Genomic DNA, 16,698 nt, shown 5'->3' on the forward strand with positions numbered 1-16,698 from the left:
AAATTGCGAAAAATATTGCATTTAAATAAGAATTAATTAAAACTTAAGGAAATCTTAAGATATGGACAGTAGGGCGAAAAAATCGCTGTATCCATTATTTGATACAACGATTTTTATTATTTAATTATTTATGTTTTTTTAATTTCTATCTGATACCAATATATTCTTTAATAATGTCTAGCCTCTGTTCTGTGCGTCTACTAAATTCTTGCTATGGTAAATTTCTCTAAGCTTTGGCTTTTCGATTTTTCCTGTGGCATTTCTTGGTACTTCCGCAAAAATCACCTTTCTAGGTCTCTTATATCTTGGAAGTTCCTTACAGAATTCATTGATTTCTTCTTCTGTACATTCTGTATCAGGATTTAATTCAATGATTGCTGCGGAGATTTCACCTAAACGTTCATCCGCTAAGCCGATTACGGCAACGTCCTTTATTTTTGGATGCTTGCTTAAGAAGTTTTCAATCTGTACAGGATAAATATTTTCACCGCCACTAATGATAACGTCTTTCTTTCTGTCAACTAAGTAAATAAAGCCGTCTTCGTCCATTTCAGCCATATCACCTGTGTAAAGCCAGCCATCCTTTAAGCAGGCTGCTGTTGCTTCCTCATCATTATAGTAACATGTCATAACTCCGGGACCTTTTACAATAAGTTCTCCAACTTCACCCTGAGCCACTTCATTGCCATCTGTATCAACTATCTTTGCTTCCCAGCCATAGCCGGGGATACCGATAGCACCTACTTTATGTATGTTTTCCACGCCTAGATGTACGCAACCAGGTCCAATTGATTCGCTTAAACCATAGTTTGTGTCGTACTGATGATGTGGAAAATATTCTTTCCAACGTTTAATCAGACTCTGTGGTACAGGCTGTGCTCCAATATGCATCAATCTCCACTGGTCTAAATTATAATCTTCTTTTTTAATTTCTCCTCTGTCTAATGCAAGAAGAATGTCCTGAGCCCAAGGAACTAATAACCATACAATTGTACATTTTTCATTAGAAACTGTTTCCATTATTGTTTTTGGTGTTACACCTTTTAGAAGGACTGCCTTGCCACCTGTTAATAAGCTACCGAACCAATGCATTTTTGCACCTGTATGGTAAAGAGGTGGTATGCACAAAAATACATCATCTTTTGTTTGTCCATGATGATTCTGTTCAACCTTTGCTGCATGCATAAGGCTTTCGTGATTATGTAAAATAGCCTTTGGAAATCCTGTTGTACCTGATGAAAAATAAATAGCTGCATCGTCCTTGTCTGTGATTTTCACGTCCGGTGAAAGTGATGAACAGTTAGATACCAATTCATTGTAGTCCTCGGCAAATGATGGACAGTCACCGCCTACATAGAAAAGAATTCTCTTTTCATCTATTTCATCAACTATTTCCTCTAATCTTCCAATAAATTCAGGTCCAAAGAAAAGCACGTCTGTTTCTGATAATTCTAAACAGTATTTAATTTCATGTTCGTCAAATCTAAAGTTCATTGGAACTGCCAAAGCTCCCATTTTCAAAATACCAAAGTAAATAGGTAACCATTCTAAACAGTTCATCATAAGAATGGCAACTTTGTCTCCTTTTCTGACACCACGACTAATTAACAAATTAGCAACCCTGTTTGCCTTTTCGTTAAATACATGCCATGTAATTTCTCTTCTATATTGCTGACGCAAATCCGGCTGAATCAATTCATATTCACGCCATGTAACTCTCTTTTTCTCCTGAATTTCAGGATTAATTTCTACTAAAGCCACATCATCTGCAAATTCTTTTGCATTTCTCTCCAATAATTCTGTAATTGGCATTTACTTGTCCTTCTCTCTCTTTATTTTGATGTATAACATTATCTATAAATGTTATTTTTAGTTTCTACACTAAAACATTGTCTATGAATATTGTTTCATTTCTGCAATATAACACTGCCTGACAATGTTACGTTTTTAATTTCTTTTATGTTAGAACTTCTTAATTATGATTTATAGTTTAAATGCCTTATAATCTCTAACCTAGAAAAAATTAAATAAGTTATTTGCGTTTTCGCCTAAAATAATTTTATTTTCTTTTTCTGATAATCCTACTTTTTCAAAATCTTCCAAAGCCTGCTTTTGGTCGTACCATGGAGTGTCTGTTCCAAAAATAACTTTGTCTGCCCCATGTTTTCTGACTATTCTCGCAAATTGTTCCTGTGATATTTTTACAGGGAATTTTTTATTTAATACAGCTGCTGTGTCAAAATACATTGGAAGACCGGCTAATTTTTCTTCTACTTCATCCCACATTCTCCAACCGCCTAAATGTGCCAAAATAAGCTTCTCCGGCTGAATGTGTTTCCACAAATTAAGAACCATGTTAGGGGTACAATGCACTCTGCCTGGGAAACCTACGTCCTCACCTGCATGTACAATAATTCCCAAGTCTTTGTTTGCTGCATAATCAATTAATCTTAAATACTTTTCGTCATCAAAAAAAGTATTCTGATAGTCAGGATGAAGTTTTATGGCTTTTAAATCCATTGCCACAATGTCATCAATTATCTCTTTGTAATTCTCACAATCAGGATGAATTGCCCCAAAATAAAAGATTTTGTTTTCTGACATTTTTTCATTGTATTCCACTGATAGTCTGTTAATCTTTTCAGGCTGCCTTGTGTTGGTAGCTACGGGACAAACCACTGACAGGTCTATGCCTGCATTGTAGGTGCTTTCTATTAATCCCTGCAATGTTGGTATTCTCTCGTGTTTTACCACCATCTTCTGACCTTTTAAGATTTCTTTTTCCATATTGGCTATAGTCTTATCTGCTATAGCCTCAGGAAATGTATGTGCATGAATATCAATTATCATTAACCTATTTCGTAACCTCTCTCAAATGCTTTTACGTTGATGTCAATTGTTTTTGGTGGAACTTTTTTCTTGATTACTTCAATCCACTGCTCCTTCTCAAAATCCATTTTGCTTGCTGCAACACCAAGAATAATTACGTTAAATACTCTTGAATTACCTAATTCTAAAGCTTCTTTCTGAGCATCAACTGATATAACTTTATATTTCTCAGAAAGATGTTCAATTATACCTTCAGGGTATTTTGCTACACCTGTTACAACAGGCATAGGATCTATTTTCTGATCATTTACAATAATTACTCCGTCTTTCTTTAAGAAATGTGCGTAACGTAATGCCTCTAATTTTTCAAAGGCAATAAGCACATCTGCCTGACCTTCTTCAACAATTGGCTCTGTTACTTTTTCGCCATATCTTACATAAGTAACAACGCTACCGCCACGCTGTGCCATACCGTGTACTTCTGAAAGTTTTACATCATATCCGTTTTCTACAGTGATACCACCTAAAATTCTACTTGTAAGGAGAGTACCCTGACCACCAACGCCTACTATCATAATATTCTTTGTTTCTGCCATGATTATTCTCCTCTTCTTTCTAATTCAATTGCTCCGAATTTACAGTTACTCATGCAAAGTCCACAACCGTTACACATTGTCTTATCAATTGCAACTGTTCCGTCTGCATTCTTTGTCATTGCAGGACAACCTGGAACTAAACACTGACCACATTTTACGCATTTTTCAGGAATTGTGTAACACTTGCCCTTTGGAACAAATGATTTTAACAATGCACATGGTGACTGTGAAATAATTACAGAAACTTCGTCTCTTGCAACTTCTTCTTTTACAACCTTTGCTAATCTGTCAACATCAAATGCATCAACAACTTCTACGTGCTGTACACCTAATGCCTTACATAAATCTACTAAATCTACTGCATAAGCCGGTTCTCCTGCCAAAGTCTTTCCTGTAGCCGGATGATCCTGATGACCTGTCATACCTGTTGTTGAGTTGTCGAGAATAATAACTGTTCCTGTTGATTTGTTGTATACCATGTTCATAAGTGAGTTTACACCTGTATGTAAAAATGTACTGTCACCTATTACTGCAACCCAATTCTTAATGTATTCTTTACCTTTTGCCTTCTCCATACCATGAAGAGTTGAAATACTTGAACCCATACATAATGTAGTGTCAACTACTCCAAGTGGATTAACTGCACCTAATGTGTAGCATCCAATATCGCCTGCTGCATGAATTCTTAATTTCTTTAATACTGAATATGTACTTCTATGTGGACAACCAGGACAAAGAATTGGTGGTCTTGCAGGTGCTTCTTCTGCTTCTGCTATTTCCACTTTTTCCCCAAGGAGTTTTTCTCTTAACATGTTTGCACTGTATTCTCCCTGAATTGTAAATAAATTCTTACCATCACATTCAATTCCCATTGCCTTAACTTGTTCTTCAATTACAGGTTCAAGTTCTTCTACAACTACAACTCTGTCAACCTTGCTTGCAAATTCCTTAATTAAATCTTTTGCTAAAGGATGAACCATACCAAGTTTAAGCACTGATGCATTTGGTAATGCTTCTTTTACATACTGGTAAGGAATACCACTTGTAATAATACCGATGCTTGTGTCGTTGTATTCAACCTTGTTAATATCTAATGTGCATGCATCTTTTTCTAGTCTCTTCATACGTTCTTCTACACGTACATGTGCCTTAATTGCGTTTCCTGGCATCATTACATTTTTTGCAACATTTCTTTCGTAAGGTTTGTCTTCTACTTCTACTCTATCTTCTAAATTAACAATTCCCTGTGAATGAGCAAGTCTTGTTGTTGTTCTTAAAATAATTGGTGTATCGTATTCTTCTGATATTTCATACGCTCTCTTTGTAAACACTCTTGCTTCTTCACTGTCTGATGGTTCAATAACGGGAATCATTGCCGCACGGCCTACCATTCTTGTATCCTGTTCGTTCTGTGAACTGTAAATTCCCGGATCATCTGCAACAACTACTACCATACCACCATTTACTCCAATGTATGAACCTGAATAAAGTGGATCTGCTGCTACATTTAAACCAACCATCTTCATCATTGTCATAGAACGGATTCCTGCCATAGATGCACCAATAGCCACTTCGGCAGCAACCTTTTCATTTGGAGCCCATTCTGCATAAATACCATCATATTTCACTACGTTTTCGCTTACTTCTGTACTTGGAGTCCCAGGGTATGCTGATGTCACCTTAACTCCTGCTTCGTAAGCACCTCTGGCAATAGCTTCATTGCCTAACATAATTGTCTTTTTACTCACTTTTATATCCTACCTCTCTTTTAAAATAGACATTTTTTCACTGCTTTAAAGTCATAAAGTATATTATAATTTATCCATTTCTATAAGTCAATGAAACCCACCACTAGAAAAGGCATCCCTTTGTGCCTGTTCCTGCAACACGGGATGCCTTTTACTTCTACTGAAGTCTTTCAATCATAGCCACTAATGTGTCAATGTTTTCAAAGTTTTCTTCTGTTTTTTCTTCCATTGTTATTTCAATATCAAACTTATCTTCCAGTTCTGCAATTAACGCAATTATGTCCATGGAATCTAAATCTTCCGGAAGGTTCATGTCCTCATCGTTTACATCAATGTCTGGGCATATCATTTCTAAAATTTCAATAACTTCATCTCTCATATTCATTCTCCAATCTTTCTTTAATTATTTTCCAATGCTTTCAACTGTTTTCTTATGATTTTTCCATTGAAAGTTCTTGGAATTTCATCTATAACCTCAAAAGTCTTTGGCACTTTTAAAGATTCAAGTTTTGATAAAAGATACTTGGAAAGCTCTTTTTGATCCAGTTGATATCCTTCATTTAAAGTTACAAACAACTTAGGGGCTTCACCTGTTATTTCATCTTTAATCGGGATACATGCGCAATCTTTAATCATTTCATGCTTCATAGCTACTTCTTCTATTTCAGTAGGTGCAATTTTGATTCCACCCATGTTAATAACATCTCCCTGTCTGCCAAGAAGATACACTAAGCCATCCTCACCTAAGTATCCTAAATCATTTGTATACACAACACCCTTTTCATCCATCACTTCTTTAGTAATTTCAGGTTCCTTGTAATAAGAACGCATATTCATTTTACCTTTAAAAGCAAGTATGCCCGGTTTTTCCAACGAAGCTTCTACTATATTTCGCTTGTCATCTACAAATAAGATTTCTGTATTAACTGTTGTTCGGCCAATACATTTTTTCTTGTGACCATATTTGCTAAATTCCAAAATCACTGTACAACCTGACTCTGTAGCCCCGTATGTATTGTACAATCTTGTAGTTGGAAACATTTTTGTTAATATTTCTTTATTTGTTTCAGACAATGGTGCTGAACCTAACTGAATATAGTGAAATTGATTATCATAGGTTGCAAATCTGTCCTTTGCAAATTTTAGAACCTGCTCAAGTATTGCAGGTACAAAAGTAATTGCTGTAATTTTGTATCTGTCTAATAATTTGAAAAAGTCCTCTACAAACTTGATTCCATCTGTTAAAACAATTGAACTTCCATTGTAAATTGCACCGTAAGATCTTCTTATTGCCAGGGAATGATTAATTGGTGTAGTAATCAATTCTATCTCATCCTTTTCCATACCAACACTGTCAATAACGTTTTGTGCAATAGCTACATTACACCCAAATGTAACTTCAATTCCTTTTGACTTTCCTGTTGTCCCTGTAGTAAACAAAATTTCTGACAAATCATCACTAGCCGGTAAACTAAATTCTTTTGAATTAACGGCTTCACTACTGTCTGAGCTTTCGTTTAACACTACATTTTCACTGTTGTCTGTATTTTCATTTGGTGTTACTGCCTCATTATTTTGGACAACCTTAAACATTTCCTTCAAACTAATATTATTAACAGTTGTATTCTTTACAGGTCTTTCTGCTAAATAAATATTTGAATCAACGAAATTCATTATTTCTATAATACGGTCGTCTTTTATGGCTTTTTCAAGAGGGCAAACAGCACCACCTGCTAGTTGTACACTGAAAACTCCTAACAAAAATTCAACTTTCTGTGCTCCTCGAATAACAACCATATCTCCTTTTTGTACGCCTTTTTCCTGAAGATAAACTGCCGCCTTTTTTACCATGTTCCAAAATTGTTTATAAGTAACCTGATTTTTCTTATCACCTACACATAATTTGTCAGGTGTTTTCTCAGCATTTATTTTTAATGCTTCAACAATTGAACTTATCTGTTCTTCCATTTTTGTGTCCTTTCTTCAATTAGAGATTACTAAAACTGTCCATAAACAAATGCTCCTGCATTATATCCTGAACCATATATACCAAATATAATAATTCCGAATATTAAACCAAAATATAATATCCAACGGAAAATAATATTCTGTTCGCAAATTACATCTCTAATGCCCTTGTTATCTTTATCAAATTTTTCCTGTAACATGCTAACACACCAAACTAACCCAATTAAAATAAGCGATAGTGTAAACCCATGTCTGTCCAGTCCAAAAGAATATAGGCTTTCGTCCCATAATGTATGTAATCCAAAATTTCTCAAATCAAAAGTTCTTTTGATAATCAATACTGCATGATGGAAACCTGCTGTAGATACAAAAAATATTCTACCAATGGCGGACAATAAGAATGTTCTTGCCATTCTAAATAAATTAAATGAAAAACATTCAGTGTTAATATGCAATAACTTATTTAATTTCTGTATTGGTACATCAAACACTGCTCCAAGTATAATCAAGATTCCATGATACACACCCCATAGCACGTAGCACATTGCCGCTCCATGCCACATACCTGTCACAATCCATACGCATGCTGCAGGGATTACTGTTGAAAATGCTCTTGATGCCTGATTGCCCCACTTCTTTCTTGTAAATCTGTTAATTGATTTACAAAGCTTCGACATTGAAACAGGATAAAGTAAATAATCCTTAAACCAGGCTCCAAGTGTAATGTGCCATCTTCTCCAAAACTCCGGCATGTTTTTTGAAAAATAAGGATGCCAGAAATTTCTTTCCAACTCTATTCCAAAAATCTGTGAAACACCTCTTGCAATATCCATGCACCCTGTCCAGTCTAAATACAACTGCATTGAGAAAAATATAATTGCAAGCACTAACGGTAAACCTGTAACCTCGTCCCACTTTGCATATACGCCGTTAGCGAAAATAGCCAACCTGTCTGCAATAACCATTTTTTCAAAATAACCCCATAACATTAACAGCAAACCTTTTTTTACTCTGTCATAATCAAACTTATGTCTTTGATTAAACTGTTCTGCTAATTTGTTATATCTGCCAATTGGTCCCTGAACTATGTGTGGAAAATACGATGTGAACAAAGCAAGCTTCAAAATATTTTTCTCTGCTCTATATCGCTTCCAATAAACATCGAGTATGTATCCTACTGTCATAAAAGTATAAAATGATATACCAAGTGGTAAAACAAAACTCACAGATTTTGACCAGTCAACGCCAAACTTTGCAAGCACTGCGGACATACCACGAAGTGCAAAATCCATATACTTAATTACACACAGCATACCCAAATTTATAACTAAATCCAGCAATAACCAGACTTTTCTTTTTGCTGTAAACTGTTTCTTTATGGATTTCTTCTTTTCTTTTGAGAAATCATGTTCTACAATAATCTTCTTTTCTCTATCATGAAGTTTTTGTATCTTTCCTGCAAACAAATATGTTGTAACAGCAGTTATGCTAATATAAACTATGTACTTTGGGCCTGAAAACATATAGAAAGCAATACTTGCAAGTAGCAGTAAAAACCACTGACACTTTCTAAACAGGGTAAAGTACAAAATTGCAACCACAAGTACAAAACCTAAAAAACTTAAACTTGTAAAACTCATCCTTTGCCCTTTCTCCCTATACTTACAGTTCCATAAGCATTATTTTTTAATCTTACTGTATCTATAACTGACTTTGTTTTCTTATCGTAAACAACAATATTCATAGCATCCTCATACACATCACCACAGGCATTGTTGTTTACTCTCACTGAACAAAGTCCAACGCTAACTTTTGCTGAGTAAGACATTCCATCACTAAACTGTCCCCCCTGATCTATTACCGCTGTTGTGTATTTGTCTTCTTCTTTTGATATATTGATACTTGCATCTGACTTTACGTCCTCTGATACATAAACAAAATTATTTCCATAAACAGAATCTTTTTGGAACTTGTCAATTTTTATATTCATATCCTTAAAAAGATCTAACTGCTCTGTTGAAAAATTCAACTTATGTGATGATGAACCTGCAACTACAATAAATGCATAATCTTTGTCATTTATTAATTTAAGGTAATTATTTAAATTCATTTCCTTTAAAAGTTTTGCATTTTTCATCTGAGTTTCATAAGTTGCCATTTCTGACTGAAAACTCTTTGTCACACTAGAATCTTTTTCTTTATAATTTGTAAGATTAAAATTCTTTGTCAAATATTTTCCAATGTAAGATGTTACCTTTTTTCCACCACTAATGTTCATATGGATATTGTCTGCACCATCTTCAGCAAAATTAATGCCTACAGCTTTTCTCATAGACTTCAAATTAAAATCTAAATACTTAACGCCTAATTCCTTTGCTAAATCATTTACATAATTGTACTTTTTAACACTCCAGCTTGTATCCGGTGTTTTGTATAAAATAAGCTCCACATTATTTTGTTTTGCTAACTTTGCAATCTTTTCAACATACTCTTTATTTGTGGTGTTATATTTGCTGTACTTAACTTTTTTTGCATCGAATCCATCATACTTTCCTGCATCATCACTTGCCTTATCATATTTTGATGTATATTTAAAAGTATTTGTTAATGCAGCGTAGCCTTTTGTATCTGAATTATTGTTGCCCAAAACAAAATCATAATCGTCATAGTCTAACTCAGACCATCTTGTGTGATAAAGTGAAAGTGGAAAGAGATATTCAAAAATTCCCTGTGCTTCCTCATTATCTTTTGTTTCCTTATCAGAGTTCACTGTGGCATAAGCGTACTCTAATTTTGTTTTTCCAAGTCGCATATAATCATAAGACTTTCTTGCCTTACTTTCTAACTTGTCATGCTTTCTTCCTAGAGTTTTAACCTCAACAAAAATCACCTTTGGCTTTTGTGTCTGTAAAGCTTCCTTTACCCAAAAATATGTTCCGCTCATAGTTTGGGAAACCACACTCAAATTGTAAGAAGATATTCCATATTCATTGTATAATTGAAAAGGATCCGCTGACGCAGCTACAACACTGGAGCCAAAGAACAACACATCTGTACTGTTCTTTTCCAGCTTATAAAAACTTACATTTGTTTTTGAAGATGTCCATCTGTCCTCTAACCACTTTGGCTTAAATAACCCATTAACAAAATCAAGTAGTAGGACAAATATCAGACAAAAACAAACTATTTTTGCTAATATTTTCAATTTTCTTTTCATTGTCTAACTCCGCATTAATTTTCTTTAGTATTTTCTTCTGTCAACATGCTATTCAAATGTTCCCATAACTCTCCGTATCCTTCACTAGCAGGAGTTACCGGTTTTTCAATTGGATTATACATATGCTCCTTAATTAAACCATCCTTTGACATAACCATAATTCTGTTGCCAAGGGCAATTGCCTCCTGAATGTTATGAGTAATAAATAAAACCGTCATTTTCTCTTTTTCTTTTATGTGCATAAGTTCTGACTGCATTTGATTTCTTGTCATTGCATCTAATGCTGCAAATGGCTCATCCATCATAATGATTTTTGAACCTAATGCCATTCCTTTAGCAATAGCTACTCTCTGTTTCATACCACCACTTAGCTGATGTGGATAGTAGTCCTTGTATTGCAAAAGATTCACCTTGTCTAAATATTTCTCAGCTCTCTTTATTCTTTCTTTTTTGTCCTTCATGCCACTGCTCTTTAAAGGAAATGTTATGTTCCCAAGAACTGTCTTCCACGGAAACAACTGATTGAAGTCCTGAAACACCATAATTCTGTCAGTACCGGGACCTTTTACACTTTCGCCACTAACTTCAATTGTTCCTTCATAATCCTCAAAACCTGCAATACATCTAATCATGGTTGATTTTCCACAACCTGATGGTCCAAGCACACACAAGAAATCTCCTTCATAAATACTTAAGTCTATTCCCTTCAAAACAGGTTCAGTAGTATTGCTATATATCTTTTTTAAATTTTCTATTTTTAAAATCTCATTATTGCTCATCGTGTCATACCCCATTTCTTAAATGTTCTATTTTCAATAGTTCTAAAAATTCCGTATTCCACAACAAGTCCAATAATTATAATTATGATTATTGTTGCATATATACTTGCAAGGTCACTATTATCTCTTCTTTGAGAAATGTAATATCCCATACCAATAGTTCCTGCTCCACCAAAAACCATTTCCGCACTAATAAGCCCTCTCCAGGCTCTCGCCCAACCAACTTTTATGCCTGAGAAAATTCTTGGCATTGCCGCTGGAATGAAAACTCCAAACAAAAGTTTTATTGGTGACAGACCTATATTTTGTCCAACTTCCAAATATAATTTTGGCACAGCATTAAAGCCATCAATAATACTACGTGACATAGGCCACACAACTGAATGAACTACCAAAATCACAATGGCAGTATCGTTTTGTCCATATAGAAAAATTATAATTGCTGAAATTAAAGCAATTCCGGGAATCAGGTCAAACATAGATACAACCATGTTGTAAACTGCCGCAAATGAATCTGAGATAACAGATATACCTGATAATACAATTGCTAAAACTATCCCTATACCTAATCCCTCTAACATTAGTAAGAGTGAGTGAAGCATAATGCCACCAAAACCTTTTTCAGCAAATCCCCATATCATTTTTTCAAAAATCATTCCTATGGATGGGAACAGATTTGCGTTTCCATTTTGTGCAAAATTGTATGCCACAATCTGCCATATAGCCACAACTATTACTATAAAAATAATCTGACACAATAAACCTTTTGTTTTTTTCTTCACTGCTTTTGTCTCCTTGTAACTTTATTTTCCTTTTACACCATCGTATACAATGTCACTAAGATTTCCTGAATATTCGTTTTCTAAAAATCCTTCATCCTGCATAAACTGAACAAAATTTCCTGCACCCTGTAGTGTTGTTGAATATTGTGATTTTGAATCAGTCATCCACTTAACAATATCTTCCACGCTGTCATCAAGTTCTAATTTATCTTTTACAAGTTGTGCTGTTTCTTCAGGATTGTCCTTTACATACTGCATAGCTTCATCAAGTGCTTTGCAAACAGCATTGTATAAATCTTTGTTATTTTCATATAGATTTTTTGAAGCAATTCCTACAATAGATGTATCTCCAGGCACCCACACATCTTCACTAATAGCAATTTCATGAGTTCCCTCCACAGCTAACTCTTTGAAATTATACGGTGAAATTACAATATGTGCCTTAATTGAACCACTTTTAATTCCGTCAAATCCTGATGCATTGTCAACCGAATTAAGCACATTATCAAATGCATGAGCATCTCCAAGTTCAGCCTTAGCAGCCATACCAAGTAAAATATGTCCCTGGCTGTTTGTACTTAAAACTCCTATCTGAATTTTTTTATCTTTTAAATCTTTTAAAGTGTTTATATCCTTTTGATTTGTAACAATTGAATATGGCTGTGAAGAAATACCTGAAAAGATTTTGTATTTACTGCCACTTAAAATTCCAACAACTGCCGGTGGCAATCCTAATGTTCCAATATCAATGCTTCCACTTGATACGCCTTCTTTAATTGTGTTTCCATCTTTCTCAACCTGACAATCAACTTCTAAATCCTTGTCATAATATTTTGAAATCATATTCTTTTCTGCCATTATCATTACCGGTGCATAAGCAATACTTTTCTGGTATCTGATAACAATCTTGTTATCATTTTTGCTTTCCTTACTGCTGCCTCCACATGCTGTCATTGTTACTGCCATAGCTGTAATCAGCGCGAAGCTCAAAACTTTTTTAATAATTCTCATATTTTTAAATTCCTTTCATTTAATGTTTTTGTTTTTTGTTTTTCTTTTGGTTATATTTCTTTTTATTTTTTCTAAAAATCCTATTTTGCCCATTTTTACTAATATCTTTGTGATTTTATCAATCTGATATGATGTAATTTTGATATAAATTTTCCATCAAATTTCGACTTTACTCTTTTAGCAGATTATTTACAAAATACATAAGGAGACAAAAAATGAAGAGATATTATAAGGTTATTTTTCTTTTACTATTAATTTTTCTTGGCATAAATTGTACCCCAACCTATGCCACATCTAACGATATTTCAACAACACGAATTTTATTTATCGGAAACAGCTCAACATATTGCAATCAAATGCCTTTGATGGTGGAAGGTCTTGCTAAAGCTAACAATATTAACTGTGAGGTCAAATACATTACAGCCTCTGGCTATAAACTTACTCAATTTGCCACAACGGGCAATGCTTATAACACAGAAATTGTTAATGCTCTATCAAAAGAGAAATGGGATTTTGTTATTTTGCAGGAGCACCGCGAAAATATAATGGGTAATTTAGAAGCAACTGAAAATGCTATCACAAACTTAAAATCAAAAATTGATAGCACAGGTGCAAAGACAATACTATATGAAACTCAGGCAGATTATATTGGTAATGATTTTATAATTGATGGCACTTCAATTTACTTTGACAATATTACATTGCAAAATTATATGACTAAATTCTATTTTTCTCTTGGAAATAAATTTGACTGCAAAGTTGCACCTGTAGGTGTCAATTATACAAGATGCATGAAAGAATATCCTGAAATCAGCTTATATAATTCCGACATGATTCATCCAACATTAGAGGGAAGTTATCTGGCTGCCTGCACACTTTTTCAGACAATCTTTGAAACATCAGCTTACAACAATACTTTTTTGTCAGGAAGTGAATTCGACACCAGCCATATTATAGATAAATTAGATAATGATACTGCAAAAAAACTTCAGAATGTAGCTGACGGAATGATAAATTTATCTACCTATAACGTTACTCTTAAAAAAGGGGAAAAAGCCTCTGTGAATGCCAAAATCACTTTCACTGACACAAACCCTGTTATGGCAAATTATTCAAATACAATAACATATTCAAGCACTAACGAATCAAGTGTAGGTGTAAATTCACAAAAGGGAACCATTACTGCAATTAGAAATGGTTCTTCAATGATTAAAGCTTCAACAGATAGCGGACTTATGGCATTCTGCACAGTAAATGTTGTTCAGCCTTCTACCTCTCTTACTATAAAAGAAGGTAGTATTTACCTACACATAAAAGATACTGCAAAGTACACTACGGAAATTTATCCAACTGACACCACTGATACAATCACTTGGACAAGTAGTAATCCATCTGTAGTTTCTGTTGATGAGACAGGCACAGTGAAAGCCAAAGAAATCGGTTCTGGGAAAATTACTGCCAAAACAGATAGTGGGATTAAATTGACCCGATATGTAAGAGTTAAACTTAAAACTCCTACATCAGTAAAAGCTGTTAAAACCAGCGGTTCTACAAAAAGCTATAAATATTCAAACGTTAAAGTAACCTGGAAGAAAAATTCATCTGCTGTTAAATACTACATTTACAGAAGACGATTAGGTAAATCAAAATATACTAAAATAGCTACTACAACTACTAATAAGTTTATTAATTCTAATGTTAAAAAAGGTAAAACCTATTACTACAAAATCGTAGCAGTATATTCAAGCTCATTGTGTAACAGCTATAAATCATCTGCTGCTAAAATCAAATTACAGTAAAGAGATATAATAAGGAATGTACTAAAGAACATAATAAAAACTTTTATAAACAAACTTGCTGTATTTTCTAATGAAGTAATCTAACACCTTTTATTGAAATAATGTTATAATCTACTTTTGAGATTTATAACTAGAAAATATAAAAAAATTTCTATTATAATCATTTTTTTAATTAAAGGTGAATTTATGTTACATGATGCAGATATTAGAGAGCCTCTGTTTGATTATTTGGAGGATTCTTACGGAAAAATACGAATACTTGAAGAAGTAGAAATTGCCCGCTCAAGAGCTGATGTTATTATGGTTACTGACGATTCTTTAGTGGGACTTGAAATAAAAAGCGACGCAGATACATATGTAAGATTAGAAAGACAGGTAAAAGACTATAATCTTTTCTTTGACTATAATTATGTTGTAGTTGGTTCAACTCACGCAAAACACGTTAATGAACATATACCTGACAGTTGGGGAATTATTTCTGCTGAGCTAATTGACGGCAACATGGACTTCTATGTACTACGAGAACCTACACGAAATAAACGCCAGCGTATTAAGCGTAAGCTTAGTTTATTATGGCGACCTGAACTTGCACATATTCAGGAACGAAATGAACTTCCAAAGTATAAACAGAAAAGCAAGGATTTTGTTGTAAACAAGCTTATTGAAAAACTTCCACGAGAGCAACTTGATTTAGAAATCAGCACTGAACTTTTTGAGCGGGACTATACTTTGATTGCTGACATAATCGCAAACTATAAGAAGGAAAATCAAAAGCCTGTTAAGAAAAGACGTTCCCGAAAAACAAAAAAAATTACCAGAAAGCATGTATAAATCAAAAGGTACTACTAAAATTAAGAATATCATTCTCGAATATTTAGTAGTACCTTCTATTATTTCAAATAAATTTTTTCTCTTGGTAGGAAGCTCTTGGCTATTGTTGCCATTTCCTGTGGTGTTTCCTTCATTCCGCCACGAACCCAGTTTTCCACAACAGCCGTACAGCCAAAAACTATATAGTATCTGTAATATTTAAACTGTTTCAGAGATTCATCCATAAACTTATCTTTCCATCTAAGCATATACTTGTCATGTATGTAATATCCCATTTTTTCATAACCGGTCTGGTTGTTCACACTAAAGCACAACAAATCTGCTTTGATTTTATCCTCATAAAAATAGTTAAACAGACCATAGAAAAAGCCCTCTGCGTTTCCTCCTTCTGTAGCCTCAACAATTTTTTGAATATCTTCGGCAATTTCATCCTGTAACTGCTCAAGCATATCCACAGGGTCACGATAATACTGATAAAAAGTTGTTCTAGTCACATCAGCTTTTTTCGCCAACTCGCTTACTGTAACATCCATAACATTTTTCTCTTTCAGTATTTCAATTAAAGCCTCAGTAAGTATCTTTTTTGTTCGTCTTATTCTTTTGTCTACCTTACAAGTGTTTTCCATTTTGCGCCTCCTATACCTTGAAGGATATTCCTCAAAATGGTATTTTACCACTTTTAGACATATTAGTAAAATTGTAAAATAAGCCTACTTGTAAAAAGGAAAAGTTATTCCGCTGGCACTACCATACTGTGACCATACCGTAGTCCATTTTGTCATTTTCCATTTTGACTTTTCTTTTTTGAACCAAATAAAATGACCTGCTTCATGGTCTGATTCCACATAATACACTTTGGCAGTTTTATTTGTATTATAAAAAACCTTATAGTATTCTATGTCGTCAATCATGTTTGTCTGTTTATACTGATTCTTAAATTCACTTCCAAATAAAAGAGTGTTACCTTCCACAAAAATATATGGCACAAGAATTATTAAAATTAAGGCAACTATTACAATTATTTTTATTTTCTTTTTCATATTTACCTCCTTGTGTATAAAAAACAAAACTCTGCCACAACAGCAAGTCTCTCAGATTATATCTGATACATTAACTGTTATGCCAGAGTCTCTTATAT

The 16,698-nt window shown here is 34.0% G+C and carries 15 protein-coding genes; 2 read left to right on the plus strand and 13 right to left on the minus strand.

The window, feature by feature from the left end:
- Positions 1–177 precede the first annotated feature (177 nt).
- From ACQY63_RS07650 to ACQY63_RS07700, 11 genes are all read right to left on the minus strand, one after another.
- Entirely contained in the window at positions 178–1,812 is a 1,635-nt protein-coding gene (locus tag ACQY63_RS07650; RefSeq protein WP_022166304.1) for a class I adenylate-forming enzyme family protein, read from the minus strand.
- A 201-nt stretch (positions 1,813–2,013) separates the two neighbouring features.
- Positions 2,014–2,850 (minus strand): amidohydrolase family protein, encoded by an 837-nt coding sequence (locus ACQY63_RS07655; protein WP_428244977.1) that lies wholly within the window; start codon positions 2,848–2,850, stop codon positions 2,014–2,016.
- Positions 2,850–3,425 carry an indolepyruvate oxidoreductase subunit beta gene (locus tag ACQY63_RS07660; protein ID WP_117999387.1) on the minus strand — a complete coding sequence of 192 codons (576 nt, stop codon included), beginning with the start codon at positions 3,423–3,425 and terminating at the stop codon, positions 2,850–2,852. The genes ACQY63_RS07655 and ACQY63_RS07660 overlap by 1 nt, the downstream gene beginning before the upstream one ends.
- 2 nt (positions 3,426–3,427) lie before the next feature.
- Positions 3,428–5,155 carry an indolepyruvate ferredoxin oxidoreductase subunit alpha gene (gene iorA, locus ACQY63_RS07665; protein ID WP_366557485.1) on the minus strand — a complete coding sequence of 576 codons (1,728 nt, stop codon included), beginning with the start codon at positions 5,153–5,155 and terminating at the stop codon, positions 3,428–3,430.
- A gap of 175 nt (positions 5,156–5,330) precedes the next feature.
- The gene (locus ACQY63_RS07670) at positions 5,331–5,552 is read right to left on the minus strand and encodes an acyl carrier protein (protein WP_022166309.1); all 222 of its coding nucleotides are present in this window, start codon (positions 5,550–5,552) and stop codon (positions 5,331–5,333) included.
- Between the two features lie 20 nt (positions 5,553–5,572).
- Positions 5,573–7,141, minus strand: coding sequence for a class I adenylate-forming enzyme family protein (locus ACQY63_RS07675; RefSeq protein ID WP_428244978.1), 1,569 nt, complete (start codon positions 7,139–7,141; stop codon positions 5,573–5,575).
- Positions 7,142–7,170: 29 nt separating this feature from the next.
- On the minus strand, positions 7,171–8,781 hold the full coding sequence (locus ACQY63_RS07680; RefSeq protein WP_428244979.1) for an MBOAT family O-acyltransferase: 1,611 nt from the start codon (positions 8,779–8,781) through the stop codon (positions 7,171–7,173).
- On the minus strand, positions 8,778–10,358 hold the full coding sequence (locus tag ACQY63_RS07685) for a hypothetical protein (RefSeq protein ID WP_412622983.1): 1,581 nt from the start codon (positions 10,356–10,358) through the stop codon (positions 8,778–8,780). The genes ACQY63_RS07680 and ACQY63_RS07685 overlap by 4 nt, the downstream gene beginning before the upstream one ends.
- Positions 10,359–10,372: 14 nt before the next feature.
- Complete coding sequence (locus ACQY63_RS07690; RefSeq protein WP_302689430.1) at positions 10,373–11,137, minus strand: ABC transporter ATP-binding protein; 765 nt, start codon at positions 11,135–11,137, stop codon at positions 10,373–10,375.
- Positions 11,134–11,919 carry an ABC transporter permease gene (locus ACQY63_RS07695; protein ID WP_302689429.1) on the minus strand — a complete coding sequence of 262 codons (786 nt, stop codon included), beginning with the start codon at positions 11,917–11,919 and terminating at the stop codon, positions 11,134–11,136. Before ACQY63_RS07695 ends, ACQY63_RS07690 begins: the two co-directional genes overlap by 4 nt.
- Positions 11,920–11,940: 21 nt before the next feature.
- On the minus strand, positions 11,941–12,930 hold the full coding sequence (locus ACQY63_RS07700) for an ABC transporter substrate-binding protein (RefSeq protein WP_302689428.1): 990 nt from the start codon (positions 12,928–12,930) through the stop codon (positions 11,941–11,943).
- Positions 12,931–13,145: 215 nt separating this feature from the next.
- Between ACQY63_RS07700 and ACQY63_RS07705 the strand changes: the two genes are divergently transcribed.
- Both ACQY63_RS07705 and ACQY63_RS07710 read left to right on the plus strand, forming a co-directional pair.
- Entirely contained in the window at positions 13,146–14,729 is a 1,584-nt protein-coding gene (locus ACQY63_RS07705) for an Ig-like domain-containing protein (RefSeq protein ID WP_428244980.1), read from the plus strand.
- Positions 14,730–14,915: 186 nt separating this feature from the next.
- The gene (locus tag ACQY63_RS07710) at positions 14,916–15,560 is read left to right on the plus strand and encodes a sce7726 family protein (RefSeq protein ID WP_302689426.1); all 645 of its coding nucleotides are present in this window, start codon (positions 14,916–14,918) and stop codon (positions 15,558–15,560) included.
- A 59-nt stretch (positions 15,561–15,619) separates the two neighbouring features.
- Here ACQY63_RS07710 and ACQY63_RS07715 read toward each other — a convergent pair whose 3' ends face one another.
- Both ACQY63_RS07715 and ACQY63_RS07720 read right to left on the minus strand, forming a co-directional pair.
- Complete coding sequence (locus tag ACQY63_RS07715; protein ID WP_428244981.1) at positions 15,620–16,186, minus strand: TetR/AcrR family transcriptional regulator; 567 nt, start codon at positions 16,184–16,186, stop codon at positions 15,620–15,622.
- Between the two features lie 84 nt (positions 16,187–16,270).
- Entirely contained in the window at positions 16,271–16,600 is a 330-nt protein-coding gene (locus ACQY63_RS07720; protein WP_022164566.1) for a hypothetical protein, read from the minus strand.
- Between the last annotated feature and the right edge of the window lie 98 nt (positions 16,601–16,698).

It is taken from the genome of Eubacterium sp. Marseille-QA0814 (genome assembly GCF_965119675.1).
Classification (GTDB): domain Bacteria; phylum Bacillota; class Clostridia; order Lachnospirales; family Lachnospiraceae; genus Eubacterium_G.

What these genes read in the sequence shown, in the direction of transcription:
- ACQY63_RS07670 (WP_022166309.1), bottom strand. Translation starts at nt 5,552, where the DNA reads ATGAGAGATGAAGTTATTGAAATTTTAGAAATGATATGCCCAGACATT.
- ACQY63_RS07685 (WP_412622983.1), bottom strand. Translation starts at nt 10,358, where the DNA reads ATGAAAAGAAAATTGAAAATATTAGCAAAAATAGTTTGTTTTTGTCTG.
- ACQY63_RS07660 (WP_117999387.1), bottom strand. Translation starts at nt 3,425, where the DNA reads ATGGCAGAAACAAAGAATATTATGATAGTAGGCGTTGGTGGTCAGGGT.
- ACQY63_RS07680 (WP_428244979.1), bottom strand. Translation starts at nt 8,781, where the DNA reads ATGAGTTTTACAAGTTTAAGTTTTTTAGGTTTTGTACTTGTGGTTGCA.
- ACQY63_RS07690 (WP_302689430.1), bottom strand. Translation starts at nt 11,137, where the DNA reads ATGAGCAATAATGAGATTTTAAAAATAGAAAATTTAAAAAAGATATAT.
- ACQY63_RS07715 (WP_428244981.1), bottom strand. Translation starts at nt 16,186, where the DNA reads ATGGAAAACACTTGTAAGGTAGACAAAAGAATAAGACGAACAAAAAAG.
- ACQY63_RS07720 (WP_022164566.1), bottom strand. Translation starts at nt 16,600, where the DNA reads ATGAAAAAGAAAATAAAAATAATTGTAATAGTTGCCTTAATTTTAATA.
- ACQY63_RS07700 (WP_302689428.1), bottom strand. Translation starts at nt 12,930, where the DNA reads ATGAGAATTATTAAAAAAGTTTTGAGCTTCGCGCTGATTACAGCTATG.
- ACQY63_RS07710 (WP_302689426.1), top strand. Translation starts at nt 14,916, where the DNA reads ATGTTACATGATGCAGATATTAGAGAGCCTCTGTTTGATTATTTGGAG.
- iorA (WP_366557485.1), bottom strand. Translation starts at nt 5,155, where the DNA reads ATGTTAGGCAATGAAGCTATTGCCAGAGGTGCTTACGAAGCAGGAGTT.
- ACQY63_RS07675 (WP_428244978.1), bottom strand. Translation starts at nt 7,141, where the DNA reads ATGGAAGAACAGATAAGTTCAATTGTTGAAGCATTAAAAATAAATGCT.
- ACQY63_RS07655 (WP_428244977.1), bottom strand. Translation starts at nt 2,850, where the DNA reads ATGATAATTGATATTCATGCACATACATTTCCTGAGGCTATAGCAGAT.
- ACQY63_RS07650 (WP_022166304.1), bottom strand. Translation starts at nt 1,812, where the DNA reads ATGCCAATTACAGAATTATTGGAGAGAAATGCAAAAGAATTTGCAGAT.
- ACQY63_RS07705 (WP_428244980.1), top strand. Translation starts at nt 13,146, where the DNA reads ATGAAGAGATATTATAAGGTTATTTTTCTTTTACTATTAATTTTTCTT.